General features: G+C 59.6%; 19 protein-coding genes. 5 read left to right on the top strand and 14 right to left on the bottom strand.

Annotated features, from left to right (window positions below; genetic code table 11):
• Positions 1–25: 25 nt before the first annotated feature.
• Positions 26–463 carry a DUF3995 domain-containing protein gene (locus tag HB680_RS15280; protein ID WP_213939451.1) on the bottom strand — a complete coding sequence of 146 codons (438 nt, stop codon included), beginning with the start codon at positions 461–463 and terminating at the stop codon, positions 26–28.
• 95 nt (positions 464–558) lie between these two features.
• Here HB680_RS15280 and HB680_RS15275 point away from each other — a divergent pair, with 95 nt between their 5' ends.
• Together HB680_RS15275 and HB680_RS15270 are read left to right on the top strand one after the other, a co-directional pair.
• Positions 559–945 carry a DUF2946 domain-containing protein gene (locus tag HB680_RS15275; RefSeq protein ID WP_213939450.1) on the top strand — a complete coding sequence of 129 codons (387 nt, stop codon included), beginning with the start codon at positions 559–561 and terminating at the stop codon, positions 943–945.
• An 87-nt stretch (positions 946–1,032) separates the two neighbouring features.
• The gene (locus tag HB680_RS15270; protein ID WP_213939449.1) at positions 1,033–3,165 is read left to right on the top strand and encodes a TonB-dependent receptor; all 2,133 of its coding nucleotides are present in this window, start codon (positions 1,033–1,035) and stop codon (positions 3,163–3,165) included.
• A gap of 129 nt (positions 3,166–3,294) precedes the next feature.
• On the opposite strand, the gene HB680_RS15265 is transcribed toward HB680_RS15270, so the two are convergent.
• From HB680_RS15265 to HB680_RS15255, 3 genes are all read right to left on the bottom strand, one after another.
• Positions 3,295–4,311: an ABC transporter substrate-binding protein gene (locus HB680_RS15265; RefSeq protein WP_213939448.1), complete on the bottom strand. Its 1,017-nt coding sequence runs from the start codon at positions 4,309–4,311 to the stop codon at positions 3,295–3,297.
• Positions 4,312–4,440: 129 nt separating this feature from the next.
• Positions 4,441–4,644 carry a hypothetical protein gene (locus HB680_RS15260; protein WP_149658377.1) on the bottom strand — a complete coding sequence of 68 codons (204 nt, stop codon included), beginning with the start codon at positions 4,642–4,644 and terminating at the stop codon, positions 4,441–4,443.
• Positions 4,644–5,114 carry a hypothetical protein gene (locus HB680_RS15255; protein ID WP_054052821.1) on the bottom strand — a complete coding sequence of 157 codons (471 nt, stop codon included), beginning with the start codon at positions 5,112–5,114 and terminating at the stop codon, positions 4,644–4,646. The genes HB680_RS15260 and HB680_RS15255 overlap by 1 nt, the downstream gene beginning before the upstream one ends.
• 409 nt (positions 5,115–5,523) lie before the next feature.
• On the opposite strand from HB680_RS15255, the gene HB680_RS15250 reads away from it, so the two are divergent.
• From HB680_RS15250 to HB680_RS15240, 3 genes are all read left to right on the top strand, one after another.
• A complete protein-coding gene (locus tag HB680_RS15250; RefSeq protein WP_213939507.1) occupies positions 5,524–5,772 on the top strand; it encodes a hypothetical protein in 249 nt (82 codons plus the stop codon).
• Between the two features lie 156 nt (positions 5,773–5,928).
• Positions 5,929–6,159, top strand: a complete 231-nt coding sequence (locus tag HB680_RS15245) for a hypothetical protein (RefSeq protein WP_213939506.1) — start codon at positions 5,929–5,931, stop codon at positions 6,157–6,159.
• A 130-nt stretch (positions 6,160–6,289) separates the two neighbouring features.
• The gene (locus tag HB680_RS15240) at positions 6,290–6,529 is read left to right on the top strand and encodes a DUF2789 domain-containing protein (protein WP_213939447.1); all 240 of its coding nucleotides are present in this window, start codon (positions 6,290–6,292) and stop codon (positions 6,527–6,529) included.
• A gap of 216 nt (positions 6,530–6,745) precedes the next feature.
• On the opposite strand, the gene HB680_RS15235 is transcribed toward HB680_RS15240, so the two are convergent.
• The 10 genes from HB680_RS15235 to HB680_RS15190 form a co-directional block, all read right to left on the bottom strand.
• On the bottom strand, positions 6,746–8,350 hold the full coding sequence (locus HB680_RS15235; RefSeq protein ID WP_213939446.1) for a methyl-accepting chemotaxis protein: 1,605 nt from the start codon (positions 8,348–8,350) through the stop codon (positions 6,746–6,748).
• Positions 8,351–8,588: 238 nt separating this feature from the next.
• On the bottom strand, positions 8,589–8,993 hold the full coding sequence (locus HB680_RS15230; RefSeq protein ID WP_010459637.1) for a TraR/DksA family transcriptional regulator: 405 nt from the start codon (positions 8,991–8,993) through the stop codon (positions 8,589–8,591).
• Between the two features lie 326 nt (positions 8,994–9,319).
• On the bottom strand, positions 9,320–10,342 hold the full coding sequence (locus HB680_RS15225) for an ABC transporter permease (protein ID WP_103303414.1): 1,023 nt from the start codon (positions 10,340–10,342) through the stop codon (positions 9,320–9,322).
• 57 nt (positions 10,343–10,399) lie between these two features.
• Positions 10,400–11,965, bottom strand: coding sequence for a sugar ABC transporter ATP-binding protein (locus tag HB680_RS15220; protein ID WP_213939445.1), 1,566 nt, complete (start codon positions 11,963–11,965; stop codon positions 10,400–10,402).
• Between the two features lie 70 nt (positions 11,966–12,035).
• Positions 12,036–12,962 carry a sugar ABC transporter substrate-binding protein gene (locus HB680_RS15215; RefSeq protein WP_213939444.1) on the bottom strand — a complete coding sequence of 309 codons (927 nt, stop codon included), beginning with the start codon at positions 12,960–12,962 and terminating at the stop codon, positions 12,036–12,038.
• A 367-nt stretch (positions 12,963–13,329) separates the two neighbouring features.
• On the bottom strand, positions 13,330–14,382 hold the full coding sequence (locus HB680_RS15210) for a Gfo/Idh/MocA family oxidoreductase (RefSeq protein WP_213939443.1): 1,053 nt from the start codon (positions 14,380–14,382) through the stop codon (positions 13,330–13,332).
• Between the two features lie 172 nt (positions 14,383–14,554).
• Positions 14,555–15,415, bottom strand: a complete 861-nt coding sequence (locus tag HB680_RS15205) for a sugar phosphate isomerase/epimerase (protein ID WP_213939442.1) — start codon at positions 15,413–15,415, stop codon at positions 14,555–14,557.
• Between the two features lie 60 nt (positions 15,416–15,475).
• A complete protein-coding gene (locus HB680_RS15200) occupies positions 15,476–16,486 on the bottom strand; it encodes a Gfo/Idh/MocA family oxidoreductase (protein WP_213939441.1) in 1,011 nt (336 codons plus the stop codon).
• A 42-nt stretch (positions 16,487–16,528) separates the two neighbouring features.
• Complete coding sequence (iolD, locus tag HB680_RS15195; RefSeq protein ID WP_213939440.1) at positions 16,529–18,460, bottom strand: 3D-(3,5/4)-trihydroxycyclohexane-1,2-dione acylhydrolase (decyclizing); 1,932 nt, start codon at positions 18,458–18,460, stop codon at positions 16,529–16,531.
• Positions 18,461–18,616: 156 nt separating this feature from the next.
• The gene (locus tag HB680_RS15190) at positions 18,617–19,438 is read right to left on the bottom strand and encodes a TIM barrel protein (protein WP_213939439.1); all 822 of its coding nucleotides are present in this window, start codon (positions 19,436–19,438) and stop codon (positions 18,617–18,619) included.
• Positions 19,439–19,446: the final 8 nt, after the last annotated feature.

Below are 19,446 nucleotides of genomic sequence, written 5' to 3'. Positions count from 1 at the left end.
CTTTTGATCTTGCTTTACTCCCGGATCAGATCCAGGCCACTGCCAATAACCCGGCCCCCAACACCACACACAACGGCGAATAAGCCCAGGTGTCGAGCCGGGCAAATTTCGAACCCTTGACCTGCTTGAAGAACCCCATCAGGTTCGAATCGCCGATCGCCCGGGCGAACATCAGCATCGCAATGGCGCTGATCACCCATTGTAGCGACCAGTGCTGCACCGTCGGCAGGTACAGACCGACCCGCAAACACACCAGCATCGCGATCAGCAGCAAACCCACCGCCACCAGCAATGTGGCAAACCCCGAAGGCTTGAACGCTGGCCTTGATTCCCCGCCACCCTCCCCGGGCACTCGCGGCACTGCCGCCTCGCTTCCCAACTTGCCGCCTGCCGCCCAATACAAGTGAATCAGGCTGATCAACAGGAAGATTGCAGCAATCCATTGCGCGACCATAAGGCTCATATTCAGACTTCCAGCGTGAAATGTCGCAGCAGGATGAACTTCATCGAGCATTTTTGTAAGGGTAAATGTCATCGGCGGTGGTAAAGTGCCGCCCCATGAAATTCGCCCGAACTGATCGCACATTGATGGCCTGGATGCTTTATTGCTGCGTCCTGTTCAACGTGTTCGCCTGCAGTATCGGTCACGGGCAAATGGTCGGGATGCAGCTCAACGGCCTCGGCGGCCAGTTCTGCGCCGTCGATCCGGCGACCCAGGCACCCGCCGCCTCGGACACCTCCGAAGAGAAGCTGCCGACCCTGTCCAAGGCGTTTGGCTGCCCGCTGTGCTCCACCGGCGGCATGGGCCCGGCGCTCAATTCCAGCCTGACCCTGGCGATCCTCCCGCAACAGCACAGCCCACCACTGGCCGTTGTTGCGCACATCGACCTTCCCACCCGCTACACCTGGCCGTCCGCCAACCCTCGCGCCCCGCCTTTCGCCTGAACGACTTCGCCTTCTGATCAGCCCACTGCGCTAACGCGTGGCGTTTGCCTGTGCGCTGTTTCCTAGCCAAGCATTCAGGATTCACTGATGAAACATCTTCCTCTTTTGGCCAGCCTGTTCGGCTGCCTGTCCGTTAACACCTGGGCGCAATCCACTGTGGATCTGGCGCCGATCACCATTGACGGTGAAGCCGGCAACGAACCCGGCCTGAGCCTTGACCAACCCAGCGGCATGGCCTCGCGGCTGGGCCTGAGTGTGCGGGACACCCCGGCCTCGGTGGCCATCGCCAACCGCAATGACATCGAGCGCCACGGTGCGCAGAACTTCCAGGACGCCGCCAATACCTTGCCCGGCGTGAACGCCAGCGCCCCACCGGGTTTCGGCGGGTTCGTGTCCTATCGCGGTTTCACCAACAGCCAAATCACCCAGATGTTCAACGGCATCAACGTATCGAGCGGTCTGGCGCGCCCGGTGGACGCGTGGATTTATGATCGGGTGGAGCTGGTGGGCGGCCCCTCGTCGCTGATCAATGGTGCCGGTTCCGTGGGTGGTTCGCTGAACTACGTGACCAAACTGGCGACCCGCGAAGAGCAAGCCGCCGAAGGTCGGGTCAGCTACGGCAGCTACGACACCACCGAGACCGCATTTGGCCTCAACCACGCCCTCAGCGAAGCCGGGGCGGACGTTCAGCACTACGCGCGGCTCGACGTCAGCCACAACACCAGCAACGGCTACATCGACCGTCAGGAGCGCGACGCCTGGAGCATGGCATTTTCGCTGCTCAGCGACCTGACGCCCAACCTGTCCCACACCCTGGCCCTGGAATATCAGGACGAACACGAGGACAGTCCTTATTGGGGCACGCCGGTCCTTAACCCCAAGGCTGGCGAGTTGAAGATCGATAAACACAATCGCTTCAATAACTACAACGTCGAGGACGGTCGCTACGAACAGCGCACGATATGGGTGCGCTCGATCATTGATTACCGGATCAACGACAGCACCACTCTGCGCAACACGCTGTATCACCTCGACAGCCAGCGCGACTATCGCAACCTGGAAACCTACCAATACAACGCCGATAACAGCGCGGTGAACCGTTCCACGGCGTATCAGGTGCGGCATCAGGGCGAGCAGAACGGCGACCAGTTCGAGTTGCGTCACGACAACACGCTGTTTGGGTTGGACACCACCTGGTCCGGCGGTTTCGAGTACAAGGTCAACCAGACCACCAACTCGCCGCTGAACGTCAAAGGTGCCAGCACGGTTGATCCGAACAACTTCCAGCCCGGGCACTTCTATGACATCCCCGGCACCAACCCGAAGCTGATCAGTGACAAAACCAACGAGGTCACGACCAAGGCGCTGTTCGTCGAGAACCGCCTGGCATTGACCGACAAACTGGCGCTGCTGACCGGCCTGCGTTACGACGACATCGACCTGGACGTGACCAACCACCGCGAGGTGACCGCCAGCAATCCCCGGCACCTCAAGCGCAGCTGGGAACCGGTCACCGGGCGGGTCGGACTGACTTACCAGTTCATCCCCACGGCCAACGTCTACGTGCAATACAGCACCGCCGCCGAACAGCCCAATGGCACGCAAGATTTCGACGTATCCACCGGCAAGCAATGGGAAGTCGGCAGCAAGTTTGATTATCTGGGCGGTCGCGGCTCGGCGACGGTGGCGGCGTATACGATCGAGCGCAAGGATTTCGCGGTGACTGATCCACTCGACCCGACGCAAAGTATTCCGGTGGGTCAGCAAACCTCGAAAGGCATTGAGTTGGCCACATCTTTCAGGATCACCGACAAACTGTTGGCCGAAGGCAACTTCGCCTGGGTCGATGCGCAATACGACGAGTTCAGCGAGAAGAACGCGGCGGGCGTGGTGGTTTCACGTAAAGGCAACACACCGACCAACGTGCCGGATCGGGTCGGCAACCTGTGGCTGACCTACGACTTCGCGCCGCAATGGCAGGGTGGCGTCGATGCGCGATACGTGGCTTCAGTGTTTGCCGACAATGCCAACACCATGACCGTGCCGTCGTACACGCTGTTCGGAAGTTTCCTGAGCTACAAGGTCGACCAACACACCACCGTCACCGGCCGGGTGCGTAACCTGACCAACGAGGTGTATGCCGAGTTTGCGCATGTGTCGCCGGCTTACTACCTCGGCACACCGCGCACTTTCGAGTTAGCCGTACAGACTAAGTTCTAAGAGCAAAAGCTTCGCGAGCAAGCCCGCTCCCACATTTGGAATGCGTGCCCCTGTAGGAGCAAGGCTTGCCCGCGATGGCGTCAGTGAAATCGCCATCGCGGGCTAGCCTTGCTCCTACAGGGAATGCGGTCAGTTCAGTGACGCGCTAACCTTATCCGCCACATCCTTCGGCACCCACGCCTGCCAAACCTGCGGATGCGCCTTCATGAACGCCTCGGCCGCCTGGCGCGGTGCAGTGTGCTTTTCACTCATTTCCGCCAAGGCTTTGTTCAACGGCCCGATCGGCAAATCGACCTTGCTGAAGAACTCGGCAATCTGCGGGTACTGTTTCTGGAACGGCGTGGACACCCCAATCGATAGCTTTGAAGCCAACGAACGGGTCGGTTTCGGATTCGGGTTGTCGGCGTCGGTCAGGGTTTTCCAGGCTTCGGCGTCAAACGGCGGTTCTTCCAGTTGAATCAACTTGAAGCGCCCGAGCAACGGCGTCGGCGACCAGTAATAGAACAGCACCGGCTTGCCACGGCGGATCGACGAAGCAATCTCCGCATCCAGCGCTGCGCCGGAACCGCTACGGAAATTCACATAACTGTCGTTCAAGCCATAGGCCGTGAGTTTCTGCTTGTTTACCACTTCCGAAGTCCAGCCGATCGGGCTGTTGAGGAAGCGCCCCTTGCCCGGGCTTTCCGGGTCGCTGAACACGTCCTTGTAGCGCGGCAGGTCGCTGACGCTGCGCAGGTCTGGCGCCAGGGGTTTGATGCCCTTGGCCGGGTCGCCCTTGATCACGTATTCCGGCACCCACCAGCCTTCGGTGGCACCCTTGACCGTATCGCCCAGGCTCGCGACCTTGCCTTCGGCTTCGGCCTTGACCCACACCGGACTGCGGCCGGCCCACTCTTCACCAATGACTTGGATGTCATTGTTGGCCAGGGCGGTTTCCAGGGTGATGGTGGTGCCCGGCAACGTATCGGTCGGCAGGCCGTAGCCCTTCTCGACGATGATCCGCAGGATATCGGTGATCAGGCTGCCGCTTTCCCAGTTCAGGTCGGCGAAGTGGATCGGCGCCTGGGCGGCGAACACCGGGACCGGCGCAGCCAACAAACCAAAGGTGGCCAGGGTAGCGGCCAGCAACCGTCGAAGTCCTTTCATGCTTTTGCACCTCGTGCTGTTCACAGCAATAGCAGGATGGCCTGACAGACAAGACCGCAAGCCTCTGAATACTCAGTCCATTGACTGTAGTAGAGGTTCCCGCTTTTTAGGGGTGATGAGGTACGAGGATTACTTTTCAGAAGGTTGCTGCAACCGGGCCAGCTCCCTTCGCACCATGCTGGCGTACTCAGCCGGACGCAAGGTGTAGATCTGTGACGCCACCCACGTCAGCCAGCCGCCCTGCAGAATCGCCTTCTGGTCGAACAGGCGCTGGGCCTCGACCTGTGCACTGGCAAGGTTCTGCACATGGAAATCGGCGCGGGTCAGAGGCATTACTCGCTGGCCTTGAAGGTCACCAGTTCACCTTTGCGCCATTTCGCAGCCTTGGCCGTCACGGCTTTCAGGGTTTTGGTCAGGCCTTCCTGCAACTGCTGGTGGGCGGCGAATACCATCACCACGCTATGGCCTTCCTTGAACACGATCCCGTGACCATCAGCGGTGGTGACAAACGCGTAATCGCCCAAACCGTAAACCGTCAGTTTGATTTCACGGAACTTGATGTCCAGTTTGCCGCCTTCGCGACTGGGCAATACCGAGGCGCTGAAGTGATCGCCGACCTTGAGTTTCAGGCCAGGCTTGTCGTCCACCACCAGCGCTTCTTCGGTATCGATTTCGGCAATGTAGATGCCTTCGGCGTTCTGTTCGGTGACATAGACAAAACGGGACTGGAACTGTTTAACCAACTTCGCACGCAAATCGCCCAGGACGAACAACGCGTGCATATCAAGATTACTTACTGCCAAGGAAACATCCCCACATCTGAAAATGATGCTGCACGCAGGAAAAACGCACAGCAGAAAAAAGCGGCCATGGCGAAGGTGTTGCCGAATGGGCCGGGTCGAATCCTGAACTGAGCAGAGCGCTCATCCATCGCGAGGTAAGAGAGATTACTGGATTGTCACTCGCGCCGTCCTCCCTGACGTTCGCCAAACGTTGAAGGAAAACACCCTTCTGGAGGCCAGAAAAGGCGGCCTACCAACTTTAGGGAAAAATCCCTTCAAGAAAAGCACTTTTCCGACATATCGCCCGTAAAAAATTGCTTTAGATGGATGCCAATCGTCAACCAGTGTTGGCGATTCTAGAGCAGCCATGCTCGTCGAGACTACTCAAAACGACGAACACACGTCGGTAAAAATACGAAAAGGACTTCTTATGTGCACCATGACCCACTTTGCGAAGCACTCGACGCCTCACACAAACCCTCCGGCGCCCCTGCCCCCACTGGTGTTTCAGGCCTTTGCCCCAACCCTTCAAGCGCTTGCCCTGCCTGCTTTTCAGGTGGTGCCGGCCGGCAAGGCGTTCTTCCACATCAAGGAAACGGCCACTGGCCGTGTCAGAGGTTTCCGCGCAGACCATAACGAAGCCTGCGCCCTCGCCCGCTCGCTGGCGGCACGCACCTGACGTCAAGCCTTGCATTCCCTGATGACGTTTCGTCACGCCGACGACTTAACTCAGCCGTCGGCCGGCAACTACTGCCATACTGCGCAACCCATGAATCCCGGCCCCTCGGCGGACGGTTTTCAATACAACAGAATATTTTCAAGGGAAGGCTGCTACGTGACGGAATTTGATATCGGTGAATTTTTTATCCGGGGCGAAGCCAGAGAAGTCGACGGCGAATTCCAGGCTGTCATTGTGATGCGTGCCAAACCACCCTTGACCACCGTGACCTATCACCAGGTCGAGAAGGATCGCTGGTTCAAAACCTCGGACGTCGCCTTCATCGCCGCCCAGGAAGCCGCCAAGGCGTTGAAGCTGGCGGTCGATGACGGTGCATTGAAAGCCTGATCCGGCTTTGCCGTCTATGCTCTCTCCTGCTTTCGACCATCGCAATCGAACTCCTGAAGCGCGGCTCCCTCAGATGCAGTGAAGCCGCCCCTCAGACCTCGCACTCGACGCGACCCGCAAGGAGATGAACATGGATTCACCTACACACGATTTAAAAGGTTTGTTCGACCAGCTCGGCCTGGACTCCAGCGAGAAGGCCATCGACGATTTCATTGGCAGTCACTCACCACTTCCCGACGACAAAAAACTGATCGACGCCGAATTCTGGACGCCGCAACAAGCAGGCTTCCTGAAAGAACAACTGCGTGAAGACGCGGACTGGGCACGGGTGGTGGATGATCTGAATCTGCGGATGCATCAGGTTCACTAGCCCCCCACCTGTAGCAACTGGCATTCGCTCGTAGCAGCTGTCGAGGTACGAGGCTGCGTTCGGCTGCGAAGCAGTCGTGAAATCAGCCGGCGCGTTTCTTCAGTAAGACCCGCGCGTTCAGGTTTTACGACTGCTGCGCAGCCGAACGCAGCCTCGTACCTCGGCAGCTGCTACAGGCGAAACCTTGCTTCGACATCTGTATACAGAACCACGCACCTAGCGTGGTTTCTCCGGTTTATACCCCAACCGCAACCCACCCCAATGCCGCCCCTTGACCATGATCGGCACCGACAAGTCGTGCATCAACTCACCGGTATCGCGGGTATACGTCTGCAACAGCACCGGCTGCTGATGGCTGCCACAACGAATCCCGGTGCGATCAGCGAACTTGCGTTTGGTGCGGTTCTGCAAGGTATCGACCTGAGCATCCCCGGTCAGCGGTTGGCTGAACACCGTGTTATGAGTCGGCACGTAGCCCTGCTGGGTGCAGGCGATGGCAAATACCAAACCCTCATGACGCGGTAGCAGCGGTTCCTGAATCGCCGGCAACACCTGATCGGTGTAACGGTCGAAGCGCGTCTGGAACTTGGCCGGGCTGGTGTTGGGAATCGCCTGGTAATTGCGATCGAACAGGTCATCGAGGCTGACCCGCCCCTGATCGATATCCGCCTCAAAACGCGCGGCAATCTGACTCGCACCCTCACGGGCCAGGTCATAAATCCGTTGGTGATAGTCGTCCAGCCCGACCTCAGCCAGGCGCTCGCTGATGGTTTCAGCCTGCCCTTCCATCTGCACCGCAGCCTTGGCCAGATGCTGAGTCTGCTGATCACTGATCGCCAAATCGCTGCGCATCTGCTCGATGGCATGAAACAGGCTGTCCAGTTGTTCGCGGTTGGTGTCGGCGCCCCGGGCGATTTCGCCGACCTGATGCTCCACACCGGCAGCCAGGCGCGCGATGTTTTCCAGATGCTGGCCGGTGTGTTCCACCTGTTTGACGCCGACGTCCAGGTCGCTGGAGAGCTGGCGAATCTGCTCCACCACTTGCGCTGTGCGTTGCTGGATGTCGGCGACCATCTCCCCGACTTCACCGGTCGCCGTTGCGGTGCGGGCAGCGAGGCCGCGCACTTCATCCGCCACCACCGCAAACCCGCGACCGTGTTCCCCGGCCCGTGCCGCTTCGATGGCGGCGTTCAGCGCCAGCAGGTTGGTCTGGCTGGCGATGGACTGGATCACCAGGGTAACCCGCTGAATGTCATCGCTGCGCAAACTCAGGGCTTCGATCAATTCTCGGCTGGCGCTGGCGCGTTGGCTGAGCTGATGCATGCGCGAGATGGATTCGATCAGTTCGGTGCGCCCGGCAGCACTGCTCTGGTGGGCCTCACTGGCCGCGGTCAGGGCTTCTCGGCTGAGTGTCGACGTCGCCTGCTCGGTGCTGATCATCACTTCCGCGTTGCTGACGATCCGCTTGGCCGCGTCGAGTTGTGATTGCACCTTCTCGGCCAGTTGCTTGACCGAAAACGCCACGCCAGCGGCGGACAGTGCGTTGTGACTGGTGGTGTAGGAAAGGTCGCGGGTCAGCTCGGCGATGGCGCTGGTGTTGTCCGCCGGGGTTGAATCGGGGATCGCGCGCGAACGCAGGCGCGGCAGCCAGATGATCAGCACCGCCACGGGCAGGCCGATGTAAAGCGATGCGCCGCCCAGGCTCATGCCACAGAGCAACAGCACCAGGGCGATGCTTTGCACAGTGGGCGTCAGCCAGAGGTTTTTCGGCGCAAGCACTGGTGCAGGCACATGCCCAACCAGAGATCCGTCTCTCGTCATCTTCGTCACCCCATGCGATTTCTATTTGTTGTGACTGCATTAAACGCCACTAGTGGGCCATTATCTATGGTCCGTTAGTAGTGGATGTTGCAGCAGGTCAAAAGAAGTGCGGAGAGTTTCGCAGACGACGAAAAGCAAAGATCGCAGCCTTCGGCAGCTCCTACGGGATCGGTGTAGGCGCTGCCGAAGGCTGCGATCTTTTCAGGGCACCCCACAATGTGTGGGTTGCCTTGCAGAATCAAGCCTGACGCTGGTGCTTGTCGATTTGCTCGTGGCGCTCTTGAGCTTCGATGCAGTACTTGGTGGTCGGGCTGATCAGCAGGCGTTTCAGGCCAATGGCCTCTCCGCTGTCGTCGCACCAGCCGAAGCTGTCTTCTTTGATGCGTTCCAGAGCCTGTTCCAACTGAGGCAGCATGCGCTGGTCGCGATCGATCGCGTTGACCAGCCAGGTGCGCTCTTCTTCAACGGAAGCCGCATCGGCCGGGTCAGCCGGAGTGTCCAGGCTTTCGATGGCGATACGGTTCTGTTCGATGCGCTCGTGGGTTTCGACTTTCATGTTCTGCAACAGCTCATAGAAAAAAGCATGTTGCTCGGCATTCATGTAGTCATCCGCCGGCATGGCCAGCAACTTGTCCTTTGTCATTGATATCTCTATAAAAAAACGTGCATTAAGGCGAATTAGGGAGCGTTCCGTCGGACCTCGTCGGCCGTCGGAAAGGCGCCATGTACTCCAAGCGCCACCCGGCACTCAATTTACGAGGGGCGGCAGTCTAAGGCCGACTTGAGGCCTCAGCAACTGAAAAGACAGCGAATTTGTCCGACAACACCCGGAAAGTGCGCTTTGGCAGCGGTTGCGGTGGTTATCGGAGTGCGTTTATAGCAAGAAATTCAGTCAAGCGGCTGTATATAGAAGACAAACGGCTGCGCCACGCGGATCAGGCGTGGCGCATTTTGCGGTTTGTTTCGGATTCAGCGCTTGAGTTTGCGCTTGTTGCGGTACTGGTCGATGACCACGGCCACAACAATAATCAATCCTTTGATGATGTCCTGAATATACGCATCAACCCCGACAAAGGTAAAGCCGCTGGCCATCACCCCGAGAATCAACGCGCCAATCACGGTCCCGGTGATGCGCCCGACGCCGCCCGCCAGGCTGGTGCCGCCGATCACCGCAGCGGCAATCGCATCCAGTTCATACGACATGCCCATCCCGGCCTGCCCGGTCGCGGCACGGGCCGAAGCCACCACACCTGCCAGGCCCGCGAGCAACCCGGCGATGCTGTAGACGATCACCAGATGCCGCTTGACGTTGATCCCGGAAGTCCGCGCCGCCTGCATGTTGCCGCCGATGGCGTAGGTGTATTTGCCGTACTTGGTGTAGCGCAGGGCGATGTGGAAGATCACCGCCACCACCAGGAAAATGATGACCGGCATGGCGCCGTGGCCGATGGCGGTGTAGGAATCGGACAACATGCTCACCGGTTGGCCTTCGGTGTAATACCGCGCCAGACCACGGGCCGAGACCATCATGCCGAGGGTGGCAATAAAAGGCGGGATTCCGGTGATCGCAATGATGCTGCCGTTGATCGCCCCCGCCAGCAACCCGACCCCAAGCCCGGCAATCACCGGTATCCACACCGGCAAATCGGTCAGCGACGGAAACACCGCCCGGGCAAAGTCCGAGGTCTGGGCCAGGCTGGCGGCAATCATCGCCGACAGCGCCAGCACCGAACCGGAGGACAGGTCGATACCGGTGGTGATAATCACCTGGGTCACACCGATGGCCAGCAGGCCGATGATCGACACTTGCAGGATCATCAGCACCAGACGCTGGGAGTTCATCAGGAAACTCTGATCGCGCACGATCCAGCCGAACACTTCAAAGACCAGGCCGATGCCGATCAGCACCAGGAAGATGCTCAGTTCCGTCGGAAAGCGCCGACGACTCTTGGTCGGTGCCGTTGCTGGCTTGTTTTCCAGTATCGCGTTCATAACCACTCACCCTTCTATCCCGTCGCCAGCGCTGGCCGCAGCCATCGCCGACATCAATTAGTGAACCGCGGACATGCCCGAGGCCAATTGCATCACCCGTTCCTGGGTCGCTTCGCTGCGGTCGAGGGTGCCCATCAGGTCGCCCTCGTGCATGACCATCACCCGGTCGCTCATGCCGAGCACTTCCGGCAGTTCCGAGGAAATCATGATCACCGCCATGCCTTCGCTGGCGAGGTAAGAGATGAGCCGATAAATCTCGGCCTTGGCGCCGACATCGATGCCACGGGTTGGCTCGTCGAGAATCAGGATCCGGGGATTGGTCATCAGCCAGCGTGCCAGCAAGGCTTTCTGTTGATTACCGCCGGACAAGGTGTCGATGCATTGCTCCAGCGACGGGGTCTTGACCCGCAGCTTCTTGCACATGTCTTCGCACAACACCCGCAGGGCTTTCTGCTGGATGAAACCGTGACCGGCGTAATGCGGCAGCACGGCCATTTCCATGTTTTCCAGCACCGACAGGCACGGGAACAGGCCACTGAGTTTGCGATCCTCGGTCAACAGCGCGAAGCCCTTCTCAATGGCCATGTGCGGATCGCTGATACGCACCACCTGACCATCGAGGCGAATCTCGCCGCCGTCGCTGGGAGTGATGCCGAAAATCGCTTCGGCGACGTTGGTCCGCCCGGAGCCCATCAACCCGGCGATGCCGAGAATCTCCCCGGCATGCAGGTCAAAGGACACGCCTTTGAAAATGCCGTCGAGCTTGAGGTCGCGCACCGACAGCAGCAAATCGCCAATCGGCTTCTCGCGCACCGGGAACAACTGGCTCAGCTCACGGCCGACCATCATCGAAATCAGGCTGTCGCCGTCCATGCTGTCGGCCCGTTGCAGGCCGATGTAGGCGCCGTCACGGAACACCGCCACTTCGTCGGCGATGGCGAACACTTCGTTCATTTTGTGGGTGATGTAGATGATGCCTTTGCCCTGGCTCTTGAGGTCGGCAATGATCGAGAACAGGTGGGCGACTTCCTTGTCGGTGATGGCCGAGGTCGGTTCGTCCATGATCAGGACGTCGGAATCGTAGGACACAGCCTTGGCGATCTCGACCATCTGCCGTTCGGCGATGCTCAGGTTGCCGACCTGCTCTTCCGGATCGAGGTTGATGCGCAGGCGTTCCAGCAGTTTCGCCGTGCAGCGGTGCATTTCGCGGTGATCGATCATGTGGAAGCCGTTGAGCTGCTCGCGACCGATCCAGATGTTCTCGGCGATGCTCATGTGCGGCATCAGATTCAGTTCCTGGTGGATCATCGCGATCCCGGACTGCAACGCCGCCAAGGGCGTTTCGAAGACCACCGGTTTGCCCCGCAGGCGAATTTCACCGGCGTCCGGCTGGTAGATGCCGGCGATGATTTTCATCAGGGTCGATTTGCCCGCGCCGTTCTCGCCCATCAAGGCCAGCACGGAACCGGGGCGCACCCGCAGTTGCACATCGGACAAGGCCACCACACCGGGAAAACCCTTGCTGACGTTGATGATCTCCAGCAGGTACGGCTCATCGACAGGTGTTGCGGTTGGCTGGCTACCCACCAACGGGGTGCTCGAAACAGTCGCTGAAGCGAACATGATCAGGTACTCCATCAGCAAGGTCGCGGTGGCAACCTTGCGTGCTTATTGTTGTTATTGAACGGACAGGCTATTTGAACGTGTCGACGTTTTGCGGGGTGATCAAGCGGTAGGGCACCCAGACGTTCTGTTCAACCGGTTCGTTCTTGGCCATTTTCACCGCCGTGTCGATGGAACCATCCGCCTGACCTTTGGCGTCCTGGAACACCGAGACCGCCATGTTGCCTTTCTTGATCGCGTTCAAGCCGTCCGGCGTACCGTCGACCCCGGCGATCAGCACCGTGCTTTTGTCGACGCCGGCCTGACTCAGGGCCATCGCGGCACCGATCGCCATTTCGTCGTTGTTGGCCACCACCGCATCGAACTTGCGGCCCTGGGTCAGCCAGTCGTTGACCAGGGTCATGCCTTTATCCCGCAGCCAGGTACCGGTCTGCTCCTGCTCGATCTTGATGTTCGGGTATTTGGCCAGCACCTCTTTGACGCCTTTGGTGCGGTTGGTGGTGGAGTTGTTTGCCAGATCGCCGAGCAGAATCACGATGTCGCCCTTGCCGCCCATTTTGTCGGCCAGGTACTGCATCTGCATTTCACCGGCCTCCAGGTCATTGGAAGCGACGGTGACCACGCCTTTGGGCAGTTTCAGGTCATCCGGGCGACGGTTGACGTAGACCAGCGGAATACCGGCCTTGACCGCGGCGTCCGTGATTTTACGGGTGGCGGCGGTGTCCACCGGGTTGACCACAATGGCATCGACCTTCTGGCTGATGAAGTTTTCCACCTGGCTCAACTGCTTGACCACATCGCTGCGGGCATCTTCGAATTGCAGCTGCACGCCATCGGGGTAGGACTTGGCTTTCTTGTCCATGGATTCGCGCAGGTAGGTCAGCCAGGTGTCATCGAACTGGGACATGCTCACACCGATCTTCATATCGGCCAGTGCAGCGCCGCTGGCGAACATCAGGGACAAGGCAAGTGCGGTGAAACGGATCTGGGTCTTCATGAAAAGTCTTTCTCCACATTCTTGTTGGTTTTATGGATAAGGCGTGACGATTTCAGTGACGGGGCAAGCGGACAATCGGTGCGCCTGGGATGCAGCAGACCAGGGCGCCGTTGCGTTCAACGCACAGCAAACGGGAAATGGAATGAAACGAGGCGCGAGGCAGGTCGCGAAAGAGGTGTGAAGCGGAACGTAAAACATGCAAAGCAGCGTTAAAGGTTTTCATCGACGGTACCTGGCTTTTGTTTCTTGTTTTTGGTTCGTCCTGCACCCGTTCAAGCCTGGCTTGAGCGTGATTGGACGTTGATTGTCGGCAACCTGGAAATGACTTTATTGGAAAATAATTTCTATATCAACTCATTTTAGAATTTTATTCTGATTTTATTCCACGGGCGTCGAACTGGCCCAATTCCACCACTTGCTGGCGTTCAGCGCTCAATCGCGCAGCGTCCAGCACACGGGTGGCCGCCAGTGCATCACGGGCCTCGACCGGCAGTGGGCCACCGCTCTGTAACGCGGTTTGTAGCTGTAAATAGAACTGGTTCCAGCAACCGCGCTCGGACGGCACGCGCTCGCGCACTTCGCCCTGTTCGAACCAACCCCAGCGCCGGTGCTCTTCAACACCCCAGCATTCGCCTTCGGATTTTGGCGAGAGCCCGGCCAGCGCCAAGGCCTCCTGCCCGTCCAACCCATCGACGCTGTAGCAGCCTTGGGTGCCGGTGACTCGAAAACGCGGTCCGGGGGTGTTTTGCAGACAACTGCCGCCCAGGTGCGAGGTGACGCCGTTGGCGTGGGTCAGGGACATAAAGAAGCCGTTGTCGAAGGCCTGGCCTTTTTCCAGGTATTCCAGCTCGGCATACACCTTCGTGACGGGGCCGAATAACAGCAGCGCCTGGTCCACCAGATGGCTACCCAAATCGCGCAGGAACCCGCCGCCGCTGCCGTTGTTCACCGCTTGCGGCGAGTAGCGTTCGATGCGTGATTCGAAACGGGTGATCTGACCCAGCGCACCGGATTCAATGAGTTTGCGCACGGTGAGGAAATCCGAATCCCAGCGCCGGTTCTGGTAAACGCTGAGCCGCACACCCTGGCGCTCGGCCATGGTGATCAGGGTTTGCGCCTGTTGCGCATCGGCGGCGAACGGTTTGTCGCTGACCACCGCCACCCCGTGCTCGATGCCGTCGAGCACCAGCGCCGGGCGGCCCTTGAGCGGCGTGGACACCACCAGCACATCGATCCCGGCTTCCACCAGTTGGCCGATGCTGTCAAACGCCGGTACGTTGGGGTGTTCGGCGGCGAGCAACTGTCGGCGCTCCGGGGAACGGGTGACCACGCCGACAAACGTGGCGCCCGGCAGGCTGCTGAGCAGCGGAGCATGGAAAAACCGGCCGCCATGGCCGTAACCGACAAGTCCGATACGCATGTGTGCATTCCTTCTTATTGTTATGTAGCCGCTGGCTGGATCTACACCGGCCCTTGTAGGAGCGGTCGAGTGAAACGAGGCTGCGATCTTTTGACTTTGATTCTTGAAAATAAGATCAAAAGATCGCAGCCTCGTTTCACTCGTCAGCTCCTACAGGGTTCTGTGGTGGCCGTTAGCGACAGAGTTCGCTTTTGACCCGTTCCAGCATCATCCGATTCGACTCATCCGGCCGGTCTTCCCACGCGAACACCGACACCGTCGCGATGCCGTCGAACTGAATCTCGCGCAAGGTGCCGAAAAACGCGTCCCAATTTACCTCACCCTGGCCGATGTCCAAGTGCTGATGCACCGTGGCGACAACGCCCGGTGGGTTGACGATGTAGCGCAACCCCGACGACGCTTTGTGGTTGTAGGTGTCGGCAATGATCAGGTGGCTTAATTTCGAGCCGGCGTACTTGAGCATCGAGGCGATATCCCCCACGCCGTCGTCATAGAAAAACGTGTGCGGCGCGGCGTAGAGGTAGTTGATCCAGTCGCGATCGAGCCCGCGAATGATGTCCACCGACTCGTTATTGCGCTCGCAGAAATCATACGGATGCGCCTGGATATCGAGCTTGATGCCTTCGCGTTCGAACTCGGGGATCAACTCATCCATGGAGCGCATGAACTGGTTCTCGCACACCAGCGGGTTGTCCGACTGGCCGGTGAATTCGGTGTTGACCAGCTCGCAATCCATCTCCACGGCGATCTGGATCGCGCGCTTCCAGTTGCGCACAGCGGCGACTCGCAAGCCCTCGTCGGCAGCGGCCCAGTGGTACATCGGTAATAAGGAAGAGAGCTTGACCCCGGTGTCGCTCAGGGCTTTGCGAAACTCCTTGATTCGCGCCTTGTCGACCCGCGGGGCTTTGTAGAACGGCAGGAAGTCTTCCCGGGGTGATAGCTCGATGTGTTCGTAACCGAGCTCAGCGACTTTATCGACCATCTTGCCCAGGGACAGGCTGCGGTACATGTAGGGGTCTAGTGCGATGCGCATGTTTTTGTTCTCCTTCACCCGAAATCGACACCGTCCCCCGTAGGGATCGGCGGTCGGGGGTTAGCCGTAGAAGTGTGGGCGCTCCGGCAGGCCAACCTTGACGATCTGGCCGCTGTTTTGCGCTTCGATGCACGCGTCTGCCGCCACGGCTGCGGCGAAGCCGTCCCACGCCGAAGGCCCGCCCACCTGACCTGCGCGAACGCCATCAATGAAGGCCTGAAGCTCAACGTCGTAGGCAGCGATAAACCGATCCTTCCAGTCCATCAGAATCGCATTCGATAACTTCGCGCCACTGCGCAATTGCACCTGTTGCGGTTCCGGCAATTTGGCGATACCGGTCTCCCCCACCACTTCGCACTGGATGTCGTAGCCGTATTGGCAATTAACAAACACTTCCACGTCGATGCGCGTGCCTTTGGCGGTTTCCAGCAGGACGATTTGCGGGTCTTTCAAATGCGCGAGGGCTTTGCTGGATTTGCGCGGGAACACGACCTGCACCGAGACGTAATCGTCATCAAGCAACCAGCGCAGCACATCCAGTTCATGGATCAGCGTGTCGGTGATCGCCATGTCGGTCTTGTAGTTCTCGCCCACGGTCGGGTTGCGGTGCGCGCAGTGCAGCATCAGCGGTTCACCGATCTGGCCGCTGTCGATCACGGCTTTGAGGGCGCGATAGCCTTCATCGTACGGGCGCATGAAACCGACCTGCACCAGACGCTTACCGTGGGCCACTTCGGCCTCGACGATCTTGCGGCAGCCTTCGGCGGTGACGGCCAGGGGCTTTTCGCAGAACACCGGTTTGCCCGCAGCAATCGCCGCCAGCACGAACTCTTCGTGGCTCGGGCCCCAGGAGGTGACAAGGATCGCCTCGACCTCTGGCGCCTTGATCAGCGCGTGACCGTCGGGATAAACCTCGGCGGTCAGCTTCAGGTCGGACACCACGTTCGCCGCTTGCTGCAAATTGATGTCGGTGACCGCGACGACCTGGCTATTGAGCAAGGTCTGGCTGCAACGACGGATATGGTCCTGGCCGATGGCCCCGGTGCCGATGACGCCTAGCTTTAACGACATGAAGATTCTCCTGCGAAAAATTGTTGTTGGTTTCAGGGGCAATCAGTACTGACGGGCCTTGGCCAGTCGTTCGTTCAGGGTCTTGGCCACCGCATCGGTGCGCGCACTGGTGGAAACCTGCGCCACACCGACCCGCCACCACGACAGGTATTTGTGAATCATCGTTTTGGGCAGAACCTTGATATCGATCAGGGTCGACACCGTCTGCAACCGTGCATCCGCCAGCGCCGCTTGCAGCTCTTCAACGGTGTTCACTTTGTAAGTCTTGCAGCCATAGGCCGCCGCGCTCATGGCGAAGTCCACCGGCACGAAGCCGCCGTCGAGCTTGCCGGTTTCCGGGTTGCGGAAACGGAACTCGGTGCCGAAGCTGTCCATGCCGTGTTCCATTTGCAGGTTGTTGATGCAGCCGAAGGTCATGTTGTCCAGCAGCACCACGTTGATCTTGCGCCGCTCCTGAATCGAGGTCGCCAGTTCCGAGTGCAGCATCATGTACGAGCCGTCACCCACCAGCGCATAGACCTCGCGATCTGGCTCGGCGAGTTTCACGCCCAGTGCGGCGTTGACTTCGTAACCCATGCACGAATAGCCGTACTCGACGTGGTAGGTGTTCACGCCTTTGCTGCGCCAACTGCGCTGCAAGTCGCCGGGCAGGCTGCCGGCGGCGGCGACGATCACCGCGTCGTCGGCCAGGGTTTCGTTAAGCACGCCGAGCACGCGGCTCTGGGTCAGGCAGGAACCGGTCAGCTCGATGAATTCCCGCAGTACGGCCGGGTCCATGTGGTCGTTGATTTCCGGGACGAAATCCTTGGCCTGGTATTCGACCTGATAGATGCGATCGACTTCTTCATCCAGTTGCGCCTTGGCCTGGCGCGGCTGATCGCCCCAGCTCGAACGGTAGTCGCCCAGTGCATCGGCCAGTGCCAGCAGACCGCTTTTGGCGTCGGCCAGCAGTTGTACGCCGTCGAGCTTCAGCGCATCGCACGGGCTGATATTCAGGTTGAGAAATTGCACATCCGGGTGCTGGAACAACGACTTCGACGCAGTAGTGAAGTCGCTGTAGCGGGTGCCGATGCCGATGATCAAATCAGCATCCTTGGCCAGCAAATTCGCCGCCAGGCAACCGGTTTCGCCGATGCCACCGAGGTTCAGCGGATGGCTCGACACCACCGCGCTCTTGCCGGCCTGGGTTTCAGCGAAAGGAATATCGAAGCGCTCGGCAAACGCCTGCAATGCCGCGTTGGCGCCGGAGTAACGCACCCCGCCACCGCAAATGATCAGCGGCTTGCGCTTGCCTTTGAACAGCGCCAGCGCATCACCGAGCATGGCTTCGGTGGCCGGACGCCGCTCGATGCGATGCACGCGTTTTTGCAGGAAGTAATCGGGGTAGTCGTAGGCCTCGGCTTGCACGTCTTGCGGCAAGGCCAGGGTCACGGCGCCGGTTTCGGCGGGGTCAGTGAGCACGCGCATGGCGTGGATCGCGGCGGTCATCAGTTGCTCGGGACGGTTGATGCGGTCCCAGTATTTGCTCACAGCTTTGAAGGCGTCGTTGGTGCTGATGCTCAGGTCGTGGAACTGTTCGATCTGTTGCAGCACCGGGTCCGGTTGGCGACAGGCGTAGACATCGCCGGGCAGCAGCAACAAGGGAATGCGGTTGGCCGTGGCCGTGGCAGCAGCGGTCAGCATATTGGCCGCGCCGGGGCCGACCGAAGAGGAACAGGCGTAGATCTTGCGCCGCAGGTGTTGCTTGGCGAAACCGATGGCGGCATGGGCCATGCCTTGCTCGTTGCGGCCCTGATGCACGATCAAGTCGCCGCTGTCCTGTTCCAACGCCTGGCCCAGACCGAGCACGTTGCCGTGGCCGAAAATGGTAAAGACCCCGGCGACGAATTTGCTCTGGACGCCATCGACTTCGATGTACTGGTTATCGAGGAATTTCACCAGGGCCTGGGCCATGGTCAGTCTTGTTGTGGTCATGCTTGCACCTTCCTTTGAAGCCAAATCCGGTGTGTGCCTTGAAATGCGATCCCTGTGGGAGCGGGCTTGCTCGCGAAGGCGGCGGCACATCCAGCATCGATGTCGCCTGACACTCCGCTTTCGCGAGCAAGCCCGCTCCCACAAGGGGGATCTTCATTAGCCTTGAGATTGTTGCAGGTGGTTCATGCTTGCGCCGATCGCCTGTTCGATGTCCGCCAGGCCATGGATGCTGTCGGCAAACGGTTCGAACGACAGGTAACCGCTGTAACCGGAGCCCAGCAAGGTTTCGATCTGCGCAGCGTTGCCCAGAATATCGCCCTCGCCCACCAGCACCCGATGGCCGTCGCGGATGCTGTTCAGCGGCGCTTCGGCATCCTCGACGCCGGAGATGTGCACCAACCCTGTCAGCTCAGGGAAAAACTCCTGTTCGCCGGCCAGATGATGGTGAAAGGTGTCATGCACCAGGCGGAACACATCCAGCCCGCCAATCGCCTTGATCGCGTCCACCGCCGGACGTTTGCGCCGCAGCGAGCACTCTTCAAACCCCAACGGCTCGATAAACCCGAGAATCCCGTGATCGCGCAGGATCGGCGCCAGTTCAGTCAACGCCGTGCGCAACCCCGAAGCACGTTCCGCCTCATTGCGCGAATCGGCGCGGTCATTCAGCGGACACATGACCAGCCCCTGCGCACCGCAATCCCGGGCATACGCAGCCAGCTTCAAGGCCTGCACACGGCGCTCGTCATTCCACACATCAAACGGGTACAGCGCGTTGATCGACAGCACGGTGATGCCTTTGGCCGTGCACAGTTCACGCACGCGTTCCGGCGCGGTGCCGTCTTCGATTTCGATGCCTTTAAGGTCGTTGCGAATTTCGATGGCGTCGGCCTTGAGGGTCACCGCCAGCTCAATGAACGCCGGTAGGGACAAACGGGGGGCGACCATACGGTTCAGGGCGAAACGCAGGGGCTTGCTCATTATTGTTG

The organism is Pseudomonas sp. dw_612 (genome assembly GCF_018449725.1).
In the GTDB taxonomy this organism is placed as follows: domain Bacteria; phylum Pseudomonadota; class Gammaproteobacteria; order Pseudomonadales; family Pseudomonadaceae; genus Aquipseudomonas.
This window is presented reverse-complemented; position numbering and strand designations above follow the sequence as displayed.